We start from the raw sequence: 16,745 nt of genomic DNA, 5'->3' as shown, positions 1-16,745 counted from the left end.
ATGAGGCTGACCTGAGAGGAAAATGATGCGAAAATGAAAAATGAGGGAGCCGTTGTCGCGGACCTGATCGACGCCGTCGTTGCTGCGTCAGTTCCTGGACAGTCGCAGCTCGACCCGCAGCCCGCTGCCCCGCGGGGGTGTGGAAAGCTTTACGGAAGCGGCAAGCCGGTCCGCGGTGTCGGCAACGATTGCAAGCCCGAGGCCCGCACCTTCGGCATTTRGCGTGTCGAGGCGATAGAAGCGATTGAACACGGCCTCCCGCTCCTCGGGCGGTATGCCCGGTCCGCTATCGCTGATCGATATCAGCCAGAACTCGATTTCGCAGGAGAGGATGACCTCGATCATACCGCCCACCGGCGTATATTTGATGGCATTGTCCAGGAGGTTGCTGATCATCATCTGCAGCAGCGATTCATCTGTCATGATCTCGGCCGACTCCGGGCCTTCCAGCGAGACGTCGAGATTGCGGCTGTTGATGATGTTGCCGAAGTCCGCCAAGGTCGACGCGATCATATGGTAGAGCGGAACCGGTATCGGATTGAGCGGATGGTGGCTGACCCTGGCAAGGCGCAGCAATTGCTCGATGAGATGGGTGGCTCTGTTGTTGCTGGTCACCAGATCCGAGATGATCGCCTTCTGCTCCTGCTGGTCATCGGTGCTCGCCAGCATCTGCAGCAGCAGCTTAACGCTTGCCTGCGGCGTGCGCAGCTGGTGGGCCRCCAGATCAGAAAAACGCCGCTCGAGGGTCAGGGACCGGCCGAGCTTTTCGAGAAGCTGGTTGATTGACTTGCCGAGGGGCAGAAAATCCCTCGGCAGGTCCTCGACCGCAATGGCTGAAAGATCGTCGGGCGAACGGGTGCGGATCTGGTGCACAAGCCCGTGGATGGTCCGCAGGCCATTGTGGATCCCGAGCCAGATCAGAAAGCCTATCACCGGCACTAGCACGAGCAGCGGAAAGAACAGGTTCAGAAGGATGTTGGAAACCAGCGTCTGACGCAGGGACATCTTTTCTCCGACTTCCATGACAATGTCTGAAGCGGGGATCGGCAGCGAATAGACCCGCCAGTTTTCGCCACCGTAAGAAAGGTCGGTGAAGCCTGCCTTCTGGTACGGCACGTCGGCAAGAAAGGCCGTGCTGGAGTAGAACATGATCTTGCCGTTCACCCAGGCACGGAACATATGCGCATCGGCATAATCGTCTGCGTCCTCGTTGAAGGCGAGCTGATTGTTCATGTTGAGGTCGATGTCATCGACTTGTCGCGGTGTGCGCTCCGGCGAGTGCCGTAGCCGGTTATGCAGCAGTCCCCATAAGACGTTCGCATCGTTGATAAGCTGCGCGTCGTAGATATTGTTGATCTCGCGCGTGGCGCTGTTGAAGGCGAAGGCGCCGATCACCAGGATGGTCACCACGACGACGGGGGCGATCCGCAGGAAGAGCTTGCGCGTAAGGGTTGAAGGGCTCATCGTTCGATCATGTAGCCGATGCCGCGGATCGATTTGATGAATTCGGTGCCGAGCTTCTTGCGCAGATTGTAGATCGTCACCTCGATGGCATTGCTTTCGACGCTGCTATAGGCATCGTAAAGCGCGTATTCGATATCGTTTTTCGTCACGTAGCGACCGCTGCGCTCCATCAGGAGCTTGAGCAGGTGGAATTCCTTTGCCGTCGTGTGCACCTGTATATTGGCTTTGCGCGTTATCATTGCCGACGGATCCACCTCGACATCGCCGCACCGAAGCAGGCTTTCCGTCCGGCCGTCGCGTCGCCGGATCAGCGCACGCAGACGGGCAAGCAATTCATCGAGATCAAAGGGTTTGACCAGATAGTCGTCGGCTCCCTCGTCGAGACCCTCGACCTTGCGCCGGACGTTGTCGAGCGCCGTCAAAAGCAGGATGGGGACGGCGTTGCCTTTGCGTCTTACACCTTTGAGGAGCTCGATGCCGCTGAGCAGCGGCAGGTTGATGTCGAGGACAATAGCTGCAAAATCCGAATGCTCCGTCGCTTCAAGACCGGACTGGCCGTCACGCATCCAGTCGACGCCATAGGCATGCTTTTCTAGTGCCTTCTTCAGGGACGGGCCGAGAATGCTGTCGTCTTCGACAAGTAGGATGCGCACGGTCGTTTCATTCCTGCAAAGGCGGATAATGTCGATGAGAAGCGCGATTTGAAGCATTGTTGTGGCAGGGCGCGATAGAAACGGCTGAATCGCTGCTAAGGCGCCGGCTTGGAATTATCGGAACATGCCGGCTTTGGCTCGCCGGCGTAATGGCGTCATTCCTGGCCGCAGCGACCGCTTCACGCGCCTATATTGCGACCAACAGCATTCTCGTGTTGGTCCCGTCACTCTCGCTTTATTGCGTGGGCAATCTCATCATGGTGCGGTTGATGAGAGAGGGTGGAATGGGGCTTGCGATATCGGTTTACGCCGTTTCTCAGCTGCTGCTCATCAACCTGATTGCAGTGGAATCGATCCCGGCTCTCTTTGATCAGCTTTATGGTGAACTCAGCGAAAGAAACGGAAGCAAGCTGGGTAACCGCGCAAGTCATCGAGGCAAGCGGAGGTTACAAGCTCTGAGCGATTAAGCACATTAGAGGGCGCGCGAAGCAATCTATTCGTCAGCGGTTCGCGCGCCCGCCGTCAATCCTCTTGTTGGTCCACAGACATCCAGCGGGCAGCCGCTTAGAGTGGCGCCAATCCGAATCCTATCAACTGCCCGATTACAGAATAGCGGAGGTCGACGGTTCTTTTCCCATCAAGGTGCTCATCGGTGGAACCTGCCGTCCCGAAGAAACGAAAGGGCTTGCGCCCACATGGTCTTGTTGGATGGGATGAAGGTGTGGTTGGCCGCGATTACGATATGGTCGGCAGCTCCTGCAAGACGCGTGCTTTCTACAGTTACCTTGCCGTCATTGGCTTTTTGATAGCCAATGATCAAGGACGAAACCGGATCGATGCTCCGGGTTCCGGCGATGATGCCCAGTTCGAAATCCACCGGACCGAAAATATGGCCGAACGTGCTCTGATCGCTGACGAGCTGCTGACCGGCAGGGCCGTAAGCCGCTTTATACAGCGGCACATTTTTCAAGAAATCTGCGACCTGGCTGCCATTGTTCGGAGTGCCGACCATCACCACTCGCCCGAGATTTGACGGTCGGTAACTCTTTAACATCGCCCTTATGACCAATCCGCCCATGGAATGTCCGACCAGGTGAATACGGCCTCCACGGTTGCTTTGAGCCGCATCTTCCACTTCTGCCGCAACGATTTTCGCCAGTCGTTCGATTGGGTAGCGGGTCGAAGGATAATCAACGTTACGAGTGATGTAGCCCTGCGTCTGCAGGTGCTTTTCGAACTTGCGCATGCAAGCGCTGGTCCTCTTGATGCCGTGGAGAAGAACGACTGTGTCGGCCATGTCGGGTGCGGTCTTTCGGTCAAAGGTCGCCCCGCGGGCGCAACGCTGCTTCGTTTCCTGCGTCAGCGCGTTGTTGTCTGCCATTTCGATGATCGTGGTAGAACCTCATCCGTTCTGCACCCTACATCGATCGCACTGACGTTGAAAGATGCTAGGTCGTCGGCAACTTTGCGCACGGACAGGTGTTGCGACCGAGCTGCCGCTGCCTTGAAGAGCGAGATCGACATCGAGGATCTCAGGGACGAGAAGATTATCTTTTTTTCCCGCCACCTCTCCCACAGCGAGCGCTAAATCGCCGAGAAGTTCGAGGAGCACGATCTAACGGACAATGTCACCTTTACCTGCGACGACACCTTCTCGCTGGTCTCGGYCGGTCTTGGCATTGGCTTCGTGCCGGAATGGACGCAGGATCTGCCAAACCACGGGTTTGAGTTGAACAAGGCGAGGGGCGTCGATTTATAGATTGGGCTTGGTGTCGACTGGAACAGGGAAGACCCGACCGCCTCGGGTGACGACGACATCATCGATATCGTCCGGTCGCTCGTGCGGCCGAGTAGGTGACGGCAGGAGAGGGCCGGCCGTTGATCGCAAAAAAAGCGCGACTGGTGGCCAGTTCGGCCCAAACCGGAACACGAGGACGGCGGGCAGTCGGTCCCGCTTGTCCTTCGGATCGCTGACACTCAAAGCTCCTGCCGCGGCCCTTCTTCACGCCCTCAGCGAAAGCTGGCATCGATCCAGCGAGAGATCGCCTCGGCGCAAGTGGCCTACTTGCAAGGGCCGCAACGCCATTTTTTGGACGTGCGGTGGGGAAGGACGAATCCCGCGCTTCATCGCAGATGATCTTTAATGACCTGAGCTAGTGGTGCAATCAGGTATCAGCCGCGGTGATATCAGACCCTCTTACCTTCAAGATGTCCCGCACCTTGGGCCGGAGGCTTTCGTTTTGGACGGAAGTCAAATCCAAAAATACTGTAGTTTTATCCGCTATTTAGAGCTAAAACTGCAGCACGTCAGGCTCGATTCCCTTCAGGAGCGTGGAGCCCAAGCTTATTACGACACAAACACAGGAATATCCTGTTGCTGCCGGGTGGCAGCTATCTATCCTCGGTCCGGTTTTTGGCAAAGGTTAACGATCTTGTGTTCCCAGCGGAATATCGGCGTGCAGGACTCGCAATCGACAAAATCTCTTGAGGCGCGAATATATTCGGCTTACGCGGAACTCTCCCCATCTGAGCGCAGCCTGGCTGACGTCATGCTCGAGCATCAGATGGATTTGGCCCTCTATACTGCCGGCGAACTGGCCCAAAAAGCGGGCGTTTCGACAGCGACGGCGGCTCGACTTATTCGCACCCTCGGCTATTCGTCCTATCCCGCCGCCAAGCGCCAGATCCGCGAGGCGATCCATTGGGGATCGCCGCAGGGTGGCGCGATCGATACCGCGCAGCACGCCGCGGAAGTCCCGACCTTGGCGGCGGTGGTCCAGACCAATATCGACAATATTCGCGCCACCGCGGACGGAACACCGCCGCAGACGCTGGATGCCATCTGCAGCGCCTGCGTCGAGGCCGAGCGGATCTTCGTGGTCGGCATGCGCAATGGCTTTGGTCTGGCCCACTATGCCGCGCATTATCTCGGCCTGATCAAGAACGACGTGCGGGTCCTGCCGGCGACCGGCACCTCGATGGCACATGAATTATCCGGCATTCGCGAGGGAGATCTGGTGATCTGCTTCGCTTTTCGCCGCCGGCCGCGCAAGCTTCCGCTGCTTCTGAACGAGATCCGCACGACCGGCGCCATAGCGGTTCTGATTACCGATATCAGCGCGGCCGAAAGCGCCAAGGCCGCCGACCATGTCATTCGATGCCGCTGCCATTCGCTGGCGGCATTCAACTCCTTCACCGCGGCCGCGACGATGATCGACTATATCTCCTGGACCGTCGCGGCGCGGCTGGGCGAACAAAGCGTCGAACGGTTCCGCAAGATCGACCGGATGGTCGAACTGATCGACGACGTCGCCACGCCCAAACGGGAAACGGTGCGGCCGAAAGGCTAGCTCATCCTGAGGAAATCGCCGGCGCGCGACGGAAACGCCCAGCCGCGGCGCTTGGAGGGAGCAAGCCCGGATGCCGCCAGCAGCTCCGCCAGGCGGACGGCGGCATCGATGCCGTCGATGACGGGAATGCCGAGGTCCTGCTGCAGTGTTTCGGCCAGATCCGCCATGCCGGCGCAGCCGAGAACGGCAGCTTCGGCGCCGTTTTCCATCGCGCGAACGATGAGGCCGGAGATTTTCTGCCGCGCTCCGCTTTCCGGCCGATGCAGATCCAGCACGGGAATGTCGCTGGCCAGGACCTGCGGGCAGCGGCGCTCGAATCCGTAGCGCAGGATGTTCATCTTCAGCGTCGGCACCGATCGTGAAAGGGTCGTGACGACACAGAATTCCTGAGCGAGGAGGCTCGCGACATGGAGCGCCGCCTCGCCGACCCCGATGACAGGGCGGCGGGAAAGCGCTCGTGCCGCATCCAGTCCGGTGTCGTCGAAACAGGCGATGACATGGGCGCTCGCGCCGTCTGCCTCGGCCTGCTGAATGGCCTGGAGAAGGCCGGGCAGGCAGACCGCCCCGTCGAACGGCCCTTCGATTGCCAAGGGACCGTGGTTCGACTGGCGGATCATGAGTTCGGTCGTCGGGGCAGCCGATCGTGCCGCGGCCGCCCCGATCGCTTGGGTCATCTCGGGGGTCGTGTTCGGATTGATGACGGCTATTTTCATGCTGTTTCTTCAGCCCTTTGCCATTGCCGGGTCGGAACGGGATCGATCAGTTGCTCATAGGGGATCGCACCCGCGGTGAGATGACCTGCCATGATGCCTTCCTGCCAGCGGCGATAGCCATCCGCATCGATCCGCGGCGTCGTCCACATGCCGTGGGCGATATAGGTTCGGGCAACCGATAATAGGATATTCAAAGGCTGGTTGGGGAAGGTCTCGATCAGGAAATCAGCATAGGTCTCCGGGTCTCTCGCCAATATCCATTCCATGCCCTGATTGAGGGCACGGGCAAACCGCGTCTGGGTCTCCTGCCGTTCGGGATCGCTTTCGCCGAGCGCGTAGTAGACGCTCCACGGCACCTTGCCGCCAGTGACGGCAAGCGGCTGCACGACGTGACCGCGGCCCTCGGCTTCCATCCGCAGCGCATTCGGGTAATCGACGATCAGGTAGTCGCCCATGCCGCCATGGAAAAGCTCGGCCAGCATGGCGCCGTCGAGATCCTGGATATAGCTGACCTGCCCGGGATCGATGTCATGCTCCCGCAGGCATAATTTGAAGAAGAGCCCGACGCTTGCGCCATTGCTGCCCTTCATCAAGACCGCCCTGCCGGGCAGCTTCCCCCAGCTGAATTCTTCCGGTCTTTCCCGCCCGACGACGGCCAGCGGCGCGCGGGCTGCAATCTGGGCGAAGGGGGTAAAACGCGTGCCGCGGCCGAGATACATCGACGGCACCCAGATGCCGCCGAGGGCCGCTTGGGCGGATCCGCGGCGGAGTTCTTCGAGCACCAGATCCCAGGGGCGCGGCACGCTCACCGTGACACGCAGACCCTCCGCTTCGAAGAAGCCTTGCCGCATGGCGACATAGTGCGGAAGGTAGTTCAGGCTGTGGCCTGTCGCCGCGACGTGAAAATCGAACATGTGAGCTCCTCAGGCGCTGCAGGAGAGCAGGGGAGCAGGAGCTGAATGCAGCGCCTTGCCGGTCTCGGTCGAATACCAGTTCACGCCCGCCGGATCGTATCCAAGCGATGCCCGTGTGCCGATCGCGACATGCGGATTGCCGGAAATGCGCACGAAGACCAGATCCTGTCGCAAGAGGTCGCCGGATTGCCTGTCACCGGGATGCACGAGGCGGCATCCGAGGATGACTTCGGCACCGAGTTTTTCGACCAGGCTCACTTCGACGGGAACGCCCGGCTGTTCTGCCGATTGCAATTTCAGCCGCTCGGGCCGCAAGCCGAGGATCAGCGTCTTTTCGGCATGCAGCTCGCCTGGATGCGTGAAGGTTGCGCCGCCCTCGAGCGTCAGCTGTTGCCCCTGCCGCCTGACGGTGAGAAGGTTCATCGGAGGCGCGCCGACGAAGCGGGCGACGAAGGTGTTTGCCGGATTCTCATAGATTTCATCAGGCGTGCCGATCTGCTGAATCTCGCCGCGATTCATGACGATGATCTTCGTCGCCATCGTCATGGCCTCGACCTGATCGTGGGTGACGTAGACGAAGGTCTTGCGGACGCGCTGATGCAGGGTGGATATCTCAGAACGCATCTGTGTGCGCAGTTTGGCATCGAGATTGGAGAGCGGCTCGTCCAGAAGGTAGAGCGATGGATCTCGCACCAGCGAGCGGGCGAGGGCGACACGCTGGCGTTGGCCGCCGGACAGGCTCGCCGGGCGCCGGTCCATCAGGGGCGCCAGTTCCAGCTGTTCGGCGATCTGGTTGGTGCGTTCGACGATATCGGGACGGCGCATCAGCTTCCAGCGCATAACGCTGCTGACGAGCGGTATGTGATGCCATTTGCGGAACGCATCCATCAGCAACGGGAAGGCGATATTTTCGCGCACCGTCATATGCGGATAAAGCGCATAGGACTGGAAGACGAAGGCGACGCCACGTCGGCTGGGCGTCCATTCGTTGACATCCTCGCCATCGAAACTGAGGGTGCCCACGGTGATTTCGGTTAGTCCGGCGATCATGCGCAGCAGGGTGGATTTGCCGCAGCCCGAGGGCCCGAGGAGGACGAGGAATTCGCCGTCATCGATCGAGGCATCGAACCGGGGAATGACGGTGACGTCGCCGAAGTTCTTGCTGACGCCTTTCATGGTGATCTGAGGCATGGCTCTATCCCTTAACTGCACCGGCGGTGATGCCGGCGACGATCTTGCGTTGGATGAGAAGGAAGAAGACGACAGCCGGGAGGCTGAAGATCAAAGCCGCCCCCATGACCGCCGAAAGCGGCGTCTCGTACTGGCCGACGAAGGATGCGAGCCCGACGCTGGCCGGCCACAGATCTCTGTCCATCAGGAAGGTCGAGGCGAAGAGATATTCGTTCCAGCCGGCGAAAAAGGAAATCACCGCGGCCGCCGCCATTGACGGCGCGATGATCGGCAGGATGATCATCGTCAGCACGCTGATGCGCGGGCAATTGTCGATGACGGCCGATTCTTCGATCTCGTAGGGAACGGCATCGATGGCGCCCTTGATGATAAAGGCGGCGACCGGCAGCGAGAAGCCGACATTGGCGAGCACCAGCCCGAACAGGCTGTTGAGAAGGCCGAGCGTGATGAACATGGCGTAGAGCGGCACGAGGATCAGCGCCTCGGGAACGACCTGCGTCATGAACATCAGGAAGCCGAGAATGCTCTTGCCGTGAAACTTGAAGCGGCTGAGGGAATAGCCGGCAAGGGCGCCGAGAACCAGGCTGAGAACGGTGGTTCCCACGGCCACGATGCTGGTATTCACAAGCCAGCGCATCAAAGGCAGCTGGGCGAGTTCAGCGATCATGCCCGGCAGGTTGGCAAGCTGCGGCCAAGGTATCTGGCCGCTGTTGTACAGTTCGGAATTCAGCGAAAGCGCAGTCGTCGCCATCCAGTAGATCGGAAAGCCGCCGAAGACCGTAAGCGCCAGTACGAGCAGGATATGCAGCAGGCGGGTCGGAATTTGATGGAGATTGCTCATCGCGAACTCATTTTCTGGCGGCGGTGATTGAAGAGCGCGTGGATTGCGGCGACCGATAGCGCCAGGATCAGGCCGACCACGCCATAGGTGCTGGAAAGGCCGAGGTCATGGTTCTCGAAGGCGACCTGACGCAGCTTGACGATCAGCGTGCTGGTGCTTCCGACCGGACCGCCGCCTGTCAGGAGGTAGATGATGTCGAAGCGGCGGATCGACCAGACCATGACCAACAGGGAAACGAGCTGCAATGTCGGCAGGATGTGCGGCAGCGTCACGGCTCTGAAGACATTGAGCTTGTCAGCTCCGTCGACCACCGCCGCCTCTTTCACTTCTTCTGGAACGGATTGAAGTGCCGCCAGCATCACCAGCATGACGAAGGGCGCGACCTGCCACGCCGTCACGAGGAGGATCGAAGGCAGCGCCATTTCGGTGCTGGTCAGCCAGGAAATTCGTTCGAGACCGAGACCGGTGACGATCGTGTTGAGGATGCCTGACCGCTCGTTGAAGATCCACAGCCATACGAGGGCTGCGGCGACATTGGGAACTGCCCAGCCGAACAGCAGGACGCCGCGTACCAGGGTGCGCCCGGGAAACGGCCGGTTCAGCGCAAGCGCTGCGACGAAGCCGACGGCAACGCCGATCACGACAGCCATGACGGAGTAGATCAGGGTGATCTGCAGCGTCGTGTAGAAATCGGGATTGTCGAGCAGCCTTTCGTAATTCCGCAATCCGATGAAAGTGCTGCGGTTCGGATTGGCAAGCCGCGTGCGGGTCAGGCTCAGATAGATCTGCCTGCCGAGCGGCCAGAACATGAACACCAGCAGATAAAGGGCCGGAGGTATGACGAAGGCATAAGGCAGAAGCCCGTTCAGCCTCCTGCGGGTCCCGGATTTTCGGGCGGAGTATGCTGGGACGGCCATGGGCCGCTCCAGCAGGGTTTGTTCAGTCATGGCCCAATTCCTTCTCAAGCGGCGGCTGTTCCTCAGAACATGCCATCGACTTTCTCCTGAGCCTTTGCGAGCGCTGCGGCGGGGTCGGTGCCGTTGATGAGCACTTCCTCGACGGCCTCCATGACGGGGCGCATGATCTGCGTCGTCTCGACCTCGTAGCCGGGGATGAGAACCGAGCGCGACTTCTGGGCAATCTCGGCAAAGACGGGAGCCCAAGGGTTGGCGGCGACGAAGTCTTCGGTCAGCGGCACGTCGGTCGCCAGCATGTCCGGCCCTGACGCTTTGCGCAGTTCGGTCTGACCTTCCGGGCTCATCAGCCATTTCAGGAAGTCCTTGGCCTCGTCGGGATGTTTGCCGTTGGCGTTGACGACGACATAGATCTGCTGATGGGCGCCCGGATTGGGGAAGGGCAGGGGTGCGGCATGCATCTCGGCGCTCTTGATGGTCCCGCCGGAAGCGATGTTCAGCGTTCCGCCTGAGTTGTCGATGCTGAAGCCGACCCGGCCTTCCTTGAAGCGCGTGCGCTGGGTCGGCATGTCATCGCCGACGGGGATGATCTTCGCATCGTACATCTTCTTGAACGCGGTTACCGCCTGGACGGCTTCGGGCGTATCGATGGTCAATTTGCCCTTGTCGTTGACCCAGTTGACTCCATAGCCATAGGCCCAGCTCTGGAAATCCATGTAAAAGCCGGAGAAGTCGTTGATCTGGTGGCGCGAGGTGAAGCCGACGGCGCCGGTCTTGTCCTGCACCGTCTTGGCGTTCTCGATGAGTTCGTCGATGGTTTTCGGCACGGCAGCGCCGGCAGCATCGGTGAGCTTGCCGTTATAGATCAGCGCATAGGCCGCGCGCTGCCAGGGAACGCCGAGCGTCACCCCGTCGACGATGCCGTTTTTTGCCGTCGCGTTGAGCGAAACACCTTCCGTCGCCGAGCCGACATCGACGAGATGGCCGGCATCTGCCAATGCAAAGAAGACGCCTTCTTGAATGATCGCCACATCCGGCCCCTGGCCGGCGCCGAATTCAGTCATCAGCCGGTCGCCGTAATCCTTCGACGGGATGCCGAGGGCTTCGAGTTGCACATTCGGCGCATGTTTTTCATAGGCCTTAACCGCCTTCCAAAGGGCGTCGCCGCGCAAGGCGTCGAGCCATTGGGAATTCGAGACGACGAGTTTCACCTTGTCTTGCGCCATGGCGGGTACTGCCGCAGCCAATGCGATGATGACGGCGCACGCACCGGATAGCAGGGAAATTCTGTTCATTTTCGTTCACCTCTTTTGTTTGTTTTGTCGAGTTATTGTTGTTCTTGGGTCAGGCCTTGACGCGGTAAGGCGCCAGCGGTGTGTTGCAGCTGAGATTCTCGCAGCCGTCGTCGGTGACGAGATAGCAGTCACCGACATTGCAGCCCGCCACCATCGGATCCAGCCACTGCGAATGCAGGACGAAGGTCATCCCTTCCTCCAGCCGGTCATGATTGTTGGAGGCGATGTTGTAGGGCTTGAATTTGGCCATCGAAACGGAATGACCGACATTGGGATTGTGCGGCCCTTTGGTCGCCGGATAGACATGCATGAGCCGGCGTCCCTGCCGCTCCCAATCGGCGTCAGCCACATAGCTGCGCGGAATCTGGCGGGGCGATCCGTCCTCATTCGATTGCCAATTGTAAGGCATCGTTCGACTGTCGGCCGATTTCAGATATCCACGCCGGATATAGGGCTCGAACGATGCGTTGGCGACTTCGGAGACCAAGACACCCGGGCGCACACGCGCCGCTGCCGCCTCGACGCCTTCGACGCACATCTGCAGGACTTCTTCCTGTTCATCGGTAATGTCGCCGACGGCGATCATGCGGGCGATCTGCGCGGAGTAGCCGTGATAGCTGACGCTTGAAATATAGAGATTGACGAGGTCGCCGGGGCTGACGACATGACCATAGGGCTTGCCGCAATGGGTGCCGAAGCGATTGATCCCGATCTGATAGCCGTCGCCCCACTCGCCGCCGCGCGCCATCTGCGCATAGGTGAAGGCGGCATAGATCTGGTGGTCGGTGACACCCGGGCGGGTGACGTGATAGGCGGCCTGGATGCCGATGTCGGCAAGTTGCGCCGCGGCACGCACGATCGCCTGCTCCCGCTTGCTTCGCCGCCGCTGCATCCGTTCGATGATGCCGGCATCGGCAACGAAGTGGCTGCGCGGCAGGCGGGCCTTCAGGCCGTCCCAACAGGGTGAGGAGGTGGCGTCGCCGAAGAGCCCGATCTGGCTGCAGGCAAATCCTCGTCCCTCCAGATGCGTGGCAACGGCCTCGACGACACGATCGACGGCGCGGCCGGGGCGATTATAGGTTTCACGTCCCCAAGTGCCGATCTGCCAGATATCGTCGACAAGCACGGGTTCGCCGGCCGGAGGCAACAGGACGGAACTGCTGAAGAAGGAGAACAGCGCCATCGGTAAGTCCTCGTCCGTCGGAATGAYSAGCACRCCTTCGCGCATCCAGTCGCAGATGTAGCGCAGATACGAATTCGACACGCGATAGGAGCCGATGGAATCGGCATGGACGAGGATGACGTCATGGCCGGCCACGGTGGCCTCGCGGCGGATATGGCGCAGACGTTCTGCAAATTCCTCTTCCGGCAATGGATTGATCGGCTCGAATTCGAAGCTGGGCTGAAATCCGTCGAGAAGGGCTTCAGCAGAAAATGGTGCGGGAGCGCGTTCGGACCTGGTGAGCATCATGGGGTTCCTTTTTTTCGATTAAGAACCCGCTAAATCTTCTTTGCAATAAAAATTTCAAGACCTGTAAAATTCGTAAAAAGAGCGCTGTAAAAAATGGCTTCCGCTCAACAAAAAACTTTCACGACCCGCGGTGATGGAACTAATTAAGCTACTGTAATAGCGAATTAAAATTCTGATACTCTCGACGCCATATCACAAGAAATACAGCCAATTTTTGAATTTTTTTACATGAAATTTTTTTTTGATTGCAATATGATCTTACGTGTTCACCGGCTTGCGCCTTGGTCAAGGGGACCATTGTCACCTCGGCGTCGGCCACATCATTTTACTAGTAGCTACCCCGACCTGGCCAAGTCTCTAGCCTGTCGTTTTGCCCTTTCTCACGCCCTCGTGTGATGCGAATTCCCGTTTTCCGCCGCCTTGAGCGCCACCGCTCCAATACGCTTCTTTGTTTCCGGCCGATCCTTACGGATCGGTGCGGCGTGCATGCGCCAAATCAGCGAAACTGCCCGGAACTGAATGCGGCACGTCCGATCGGTTCAAGATCTGTCTTATATTCATTCGAACATCTGACCTTTTATCGTGGGAGCATTTAAGCCCGCGCAGGACGCCGTTCGTCGCGAAAAGACATGAACATCGCTATAGCCTTTTCGAAAATTCTTCACATTTGCAGCCATCCCTGCATGCGGGTTAGCGCAAATGTTCATTTGAATATTTGGCGATTGCAATATGAATGTCAGCTGGTAGGGTTGCGGCGCGTTCGGAGCGGAGGCTCCAAACATCAACATCGGGAGTGAGAGATGAATAAGGCTGCTTATTATCTGTCTGCGGGTCTGCTGAGCCTGTCCTTGAGCGCTCCGGCCATGGCGGCGACCAAGATTCAGTGGTGGCACGCGATGGGCGGCGAGAACGGTGCGAAACTGGAGGAGATCGCCAAGGGCTTCAATGCGTCACAGGCCGACTATGAGATCGTGCCCGTCTTCAAGGGTACCTATGACGAGACCCTGACCGGCGCCATTGCCGCTTTCCGCGCCAACCAGCAGCCCGCGATCGTTCAGGTCTACGAGGTCGGAACCGGAACGATGATGGCAGCGCAAGGCGCCATCTATCCTGTCTACCAGCTCATGAAGGACGAAGGGGAAGCTTGGGACCAAAGCAAGTTTATTGCGCCGGTCGTCGGTTATTATTCCGATACCAGCGGTAACGTCCTGTCTTTGCCATTCAACTCTTCGACCCCCATCCTGTACTACAATAAGGATGTCTTCAAAAAGGCGGGGCTCGACCCCGAAACGCCGCCGAAGACATGGGCCGATGTCGAGGCATTCTCGCGCAAAATCATGGAGTCTGGTGCTGCCAAGTGCGGTTTCACCAGCGCCTGGATCTCCTGGATTCAGACCGAAAATCTCAATGCACTGCACGACAAGCCCTATTCGACCAAGGCCAACGGCTTTGGTGGCCTTGATGCCGAATTCACATTCAACAACGACCTGACTGTTCGCCATTGGGACAACTTGAAAAAATGGCAGGATGAAGGACTGTTCAAGTACGGCGGACCGGGCGGCGGCGACAACGCCCCGCCGATGTTCTATTCGCAGGAATGTGCGATGTACATGAACTCGTCGGCGGGCCGGGCGGGCGTCGTGAACAACGCCAAGGGCTTCGAAGTCGGTTTTGCTCCTCTTCCATACTATAATGATGTCATCGAGCAGCCTCTGAATTCCATCATTGGCGGCGCCACGCTGTGGACGCTCAAGGGACGGCCCGAGGACGAATACAAGGGTGTCGCAAAGTTCTACACCTATCTGCAAAAGCCCGAGGTTCAGGCCGGCTGGCATCAGTTCTCCGGTTACCTGCCGATCACCGAAGCGGCCTACAAGCTCGGGCAGGATCAGGGCTATTACGACAAGAACCCAGGTACTGATATCGGCATCAAGCAGCTGACGCGCGTGACGCCGACGGACAATTCAAAGGGCATCCGCTTCGGCAATTACGTTCAGGTCCGCGGCATCATCGACGATGAATTCGCCGCTCTCCTGTCGGGCAAGAAAACGGCCAAGGAAGCGCTGGATTCCGTGGTCGCACGTGGCAACGAACAGCTGCGCGACTTCCAGTCCGCCAATCAGTAGTMCACACCGAAGGGCCGGCTCAATGCCGGCCCTTCGCCCAGAAAACCCATCGGGACGTGAGGACGCATGCAAACCAAACGGACTGTCTTTCCGGGCAAACTTCTCCCTTACCTGCTGATTGCCCCGCAGATCCTTGTCACCGTCGTCTTTTTTCTCTGGCCGGCCGCAACCGCGTTCTGGCAGTCATTCCTGCGCCAGGACGCCTTCGGCTTCAAAACGAGCTTCGTGTGGTTTGACAACTATCGTCGCCTGTTTGCCGATCCGCTCTACCTCGATGCCTTCGGCAATACGCTGATCTTCGCGGTTCTTGTAACGGTATTGTCGACGTCGATCGCTTTGATACTGGCGGCGGCCGCAACGCGCGTGCTGCGCATCTCACGGCTCTATTCAACCCTGCTGATCTGGCCCTACGCCGTCGCGCCGGCGATCGCGGGCATCCTCTGGTGGTTCATGTTCAACCCGTCGATCGGCATCATCGCCTATCTGTTGCGGTCGATGGGCGTGAACTGGAACCACCTGATCAATCCCAACGATGCGATGGCGCTCATCGTTATCGCCGCCACCTGGAAACAGATATCCTATAACTTCCTGTTTTTCCTGGCAGCACTCCAGTCCGTGCCGCGGTCTCTGCTGGAGGCGGGGTCTATCGATGGCGCGGGCCCGGTCAAGCGCTTCTGGACGATCGTCTTCCCGCTGATCTCGCCGACGACCTTCTACCTCGTCGTCATCAATATCGTTTACGCGATGTTCGACACGTTCGGCATCATCCACGCCACGACGCAGGGAGGTCCGGCGCGGGCAACCGAGATCCTGGTCTACAAGGTCTATTTTGATGGTTTCATCGGCCTCAATCTCGGCTCTTCGGCGGCCCAATCGGTCATTCTCATGGTGATCGTTGTCGCGCTGACGGCCATCCAGTTCCGGTTCATCGAGCGGCGTGTGCTGTATTGAGGATCACGACAATGGTCGAAAATCGCCCTTTTCTCACCTTCCTTGCCCATCTGGTTCTGATCGTCGGTGTCGTTGTCGTGGTCTTTCCGGTCTACGTCGCCTTCATCGCTTCGACCCACGGGCCCAACGATTTTCTCTCCGGCGTCGTGCCGCTCACGCCGAGCACGCATCTGATCGAAAACTATTCCACGATGCTGACTGCAGGCATGACGAATGCCGGCGCGCCGCCCATCGGCCCGATGATGCTGAATTCCTTGATCATGGCAGTCGGTGTCGCAGTCGGCAAGATCGTCATTTCGATCCTGTCGGCCTTCGCGATCGTCTATTTCCGGTTCCCGTTCAGGAACCTGGCGTTCTGGATGATCTTCATCACCTTGATGCTGCCGGTCGAGGTGCGTATCGTCCCGACCTATAAAGTCGTCGCCRATCTCGGTATGCTCAACAATTACGGTGGCCTTATCGTTCCGCTGATCGCGTCGGCGACGGCGACATTCCTCTTCCGTCAGTTCTTCCTTACCATACCAGACGAATTGATGGAGGCAGCACGCGTCGATGGCGCGGGACCGATGAAATTCTTCTGGGATATCCTCCTGCCGCTGTCGGTCACCAACATCGCCGCCCTCTTCATCATCCTCTTCGTCCTCGGCTGGAACCAATATCTGTGGCCGTTGATCATCACCACCGATCAGAGCCTCTACACCGTGGTGATGGGTATTCAGCGCATGGCGGCCGTCGCTGACGCCGAGCCGCGTTGGAACCTCGTCATGTCGGCCGTCATCCTCGCAGCTCTTCCCCCTGTCCTCGTCATCGTCGCCATGCAGCGCCTTTTCGTTAAGGGCTTGGTCGAAACGGAGAAATAAGA

15 protein-coding genes and 1 pseudogene are annotated in these 16,745 nt (G+C 59.0%); 6 read left to right on the top strand and 10 right to left on the bottom strand.

The genetic code is table 11. From position 1 onward, the window contains the following. Positions 1-87: 87 nt before the first annotated feature. A complete protein-coding gene (locus AC1D35_RS20170) occupies positions 88-1,464 on the bottom strand; it encodes a sensor histidine kinase (protein ID WP_477939736.1) in 1,377 nt (458 codons plus the stop codon). After that, positions 1,461-2,117 (bottom strand): response regulator transcription factor, encoded by a 657-nt coding sequence (locus AC1D35_RS20165; protein WP_113295925.1) that lies wholly within the window; start codon positions 2,115-2,117, stop codon positions 1,461-1,463. Before AC1D35_RS20165 ends, AC1D35_RS20170 begins: the two co-directional genes overlap by 4 nt. Positions 2,118-2,266: 149 nt before the next feature. Between AC1D35_RS20165 and AC1D35_RS20160 the strand changes: the two genes are divergently transcribed. Then, positions 2,267-2,584 carry a hypothetical protein gene (locus AC1D35_RS20160; RefSeq protein WP_477854579.1) on the top strand — a complete coding sequence of 106 codons (318 nt, stop codon included), beginning with the start codon at positions 2,267-2,269 and terminating at the stop codon, positions 2,582-2,584. Positions 2,585-2,763: 179 nt separating this feature from the next. Here the strand turns inward: AC1D35_RS20160 and AC1D35_RS20155 are convergent, their stop codons facing one another. Continuing rightward, positions 2,764-3,414 carry an esterase/lipase family protein gene (locus AC1D35_RS20155; RefSeq protein ID WP_477939756.1) on the bottom strand — a complete coding sequence of 217 codons (651 nt, stop codon included), beginning with the start codon at positions 3,412-3,414 and terminating at the stop codon, positions 2,764-2,766. Positions 3,415-3,618: 204 nt separating this feature from the next. Here AC1D35_RS20155 and AC1D35_RS20150 point away from each other — a divergent pair. Beyond that, positions 3,619-3,975 (top strand): annotated as a pseudogene (locus tag AC1D35_RS20150) (LysR substrate-binding domain-containing protein); the annotation flags it as partial. Positions 3,976-4,357: 382 nt separating this feature from the next. Then, positions 4,358-5,467: a MurR/RpiR family transcriptional regulator gene (locus AC1D35_RS20145; RefSeq protein ID WP_477939734.1), complete on the top strand. Its 1,110-nt coding sequence runs from the start codon at positions 4,358-4,360 to the stop codon at positions 5,465-5,467. Here the strand turns inward: AC1D35_RS20145 and AC1D35_RS20140 are convergent. From AC1D35_RS20140 to AC1D35_RS20110, 7 genes are read right to left on the bottom strand one after another with little or no spacing between them, the layout of a single operon-like run. Continuing rightward, the gene (locus AC1D35_RS20140; RefSeq protein WP_477854581.1) at positions 5,464-6,180 is read right to left on the bottom strand and encodes an aspartate/glutamate racemase family protein; all 717 of its coding nucleotides are present in this window, start codon (positions 6,178-6,180) and stop codon (positions 5,464-5,466) included. The two genes, AC1D35_RS20145 and AC1D35_RS20140, sit on opposite strands and share 4 nt — an antisense overlap. Further along, positions 6,177-7,094 carry an ABC transporter substrate-binding protein gene (locus AC1D35_RS20135; protein WP_477854582.1) on the bottom strand — a complete coding sequence of 306 codons (918 nt, stop codon included), beginning with the start codon at positions 7,092-7,094 and terminating at the stop codon, positions 6,177-6,179. Before AC1D35_RS20135 ends, AC1D35_RS20140 begins: the two co-directional genes overlap by 4 nt. A 9-nt stretch (positions 7,095-7,103) precedes the next feature. After that, the gene (locus tag AC1D35_RS20130) at positions 7,104-8,285 is read right to left on the bottom strand and encodes an ABC transporter ATP-binding protein (protein ID WP_477939731.1); all 1,182 of its coding nucleotides are present in this window, start codon (positions 8,283-8,285) and stop codon (positions 7,104-7,106) included. A gap of 4 nt (positions 8,286-8,289) precedes the next feature. After that, on the bottom strand, positions 8,290-9,126 hold the full coding sequence (locus tag AC1D35_RS20125) for a carbohydrate ABC transporter permease (protein WP_477854584.1): 837 nt from the start codon (positions 9,124-9,126) through the stop codon (positions 8,290-8,292). Then, entirely contained in the window at positions 9,123-10,073 is a 951-nt protein-coding gene (locus AC1D35_RS20120) for a carbohydrate ABC transporter permease (RefSeq protein WP_477854585.1), read from the bottom strand. The genes AC1D35_RS20125 and AC1D35_RS20120 overlap by 4 nt, the downstream gene beginning before the upstream one ends. A 32-nt stretch (positions 10,074-10,105) precedes the next feature. Then, entirely contained in the window at positions 10,106-11,335 is a 1,230-nt protein-coding gene (locus tag AC1D35_RS20115; RefSeq protein ID WP_477854586.1) for an ABC transporter substrate-binding protein, read from the bottom strand. Positions 11,336-11,384: 49 nt separating this feature from the next. Beyond that, a complete protein-coding gene (locus AC1D35_RS20110) occupies positions 11,385-12,803 on the bottom strand; it encodes a M24 family metallopeptidase (RefSeq protein WP_477939727.1) in 1,419 nt (472 codons plus the stop codon). Positions 12,804-13,606: 803 nt separating this feature from the next. Between AC1D35_RS20110 and ugpB the strand changes: the two genes are divergently transcribed. The 3 genes from ugpB to ugpE all read left to right on the top strand — a co-directional run bounded on the left by ugpB (position 13,607) and on the right by ugpE (position 16,743). Beyond that, entirely contained in the window at positions 13,607-14,932 is a 1,326-nt protein-coding gene (gene ugpB, locus AC1D35_RS20105; RefSeq protein ID WP_477854588.1) for a sn-glycerol-3-phosphate ABC transporter substrate-binding protein UgpB, read from the top strand. A 66-nt stretch (positions 14,933-14,998) separates the two neighbouring features. After that, positions 14,999-15,883 carry a sn-glycerol-3-phosphate ABC transporter permease UgpA gene (gene ugpA, locus AC1D35_RS20100; protein ID WP_477939724.1) on the top strand — a complete coding sequence of 295 codons (885 nt, stop codon included), beginning with the start codon at positions 14,999-15,001 and terminating at the stop codon, positions 15,881-15,883. Between the two features lie 11 nt (positions 15,884-15,894). After that, positions 15,895-16,743: a sn-glycerol-3-phosphate ABC transporter permease UgpE gene (ugpE, locus tag AC1D35_RS20095; protein WP_477939723.1), complete on the top strand. Its 849-nt coding sequence runs from the start codon at positions 15,895-15,897 to the stop codon at positions 16,741-16,743. Positions 16,744-16,745 lie beyond the last annotated feature (2 nt).

Source organism: Rhizobium sp. P1_E6, assembly GCF_056405875.1.
Note: the sequence above shows the minus strand (reverse complement) of the source record. Positions and strands in the feature narration are given on the sequence as shown.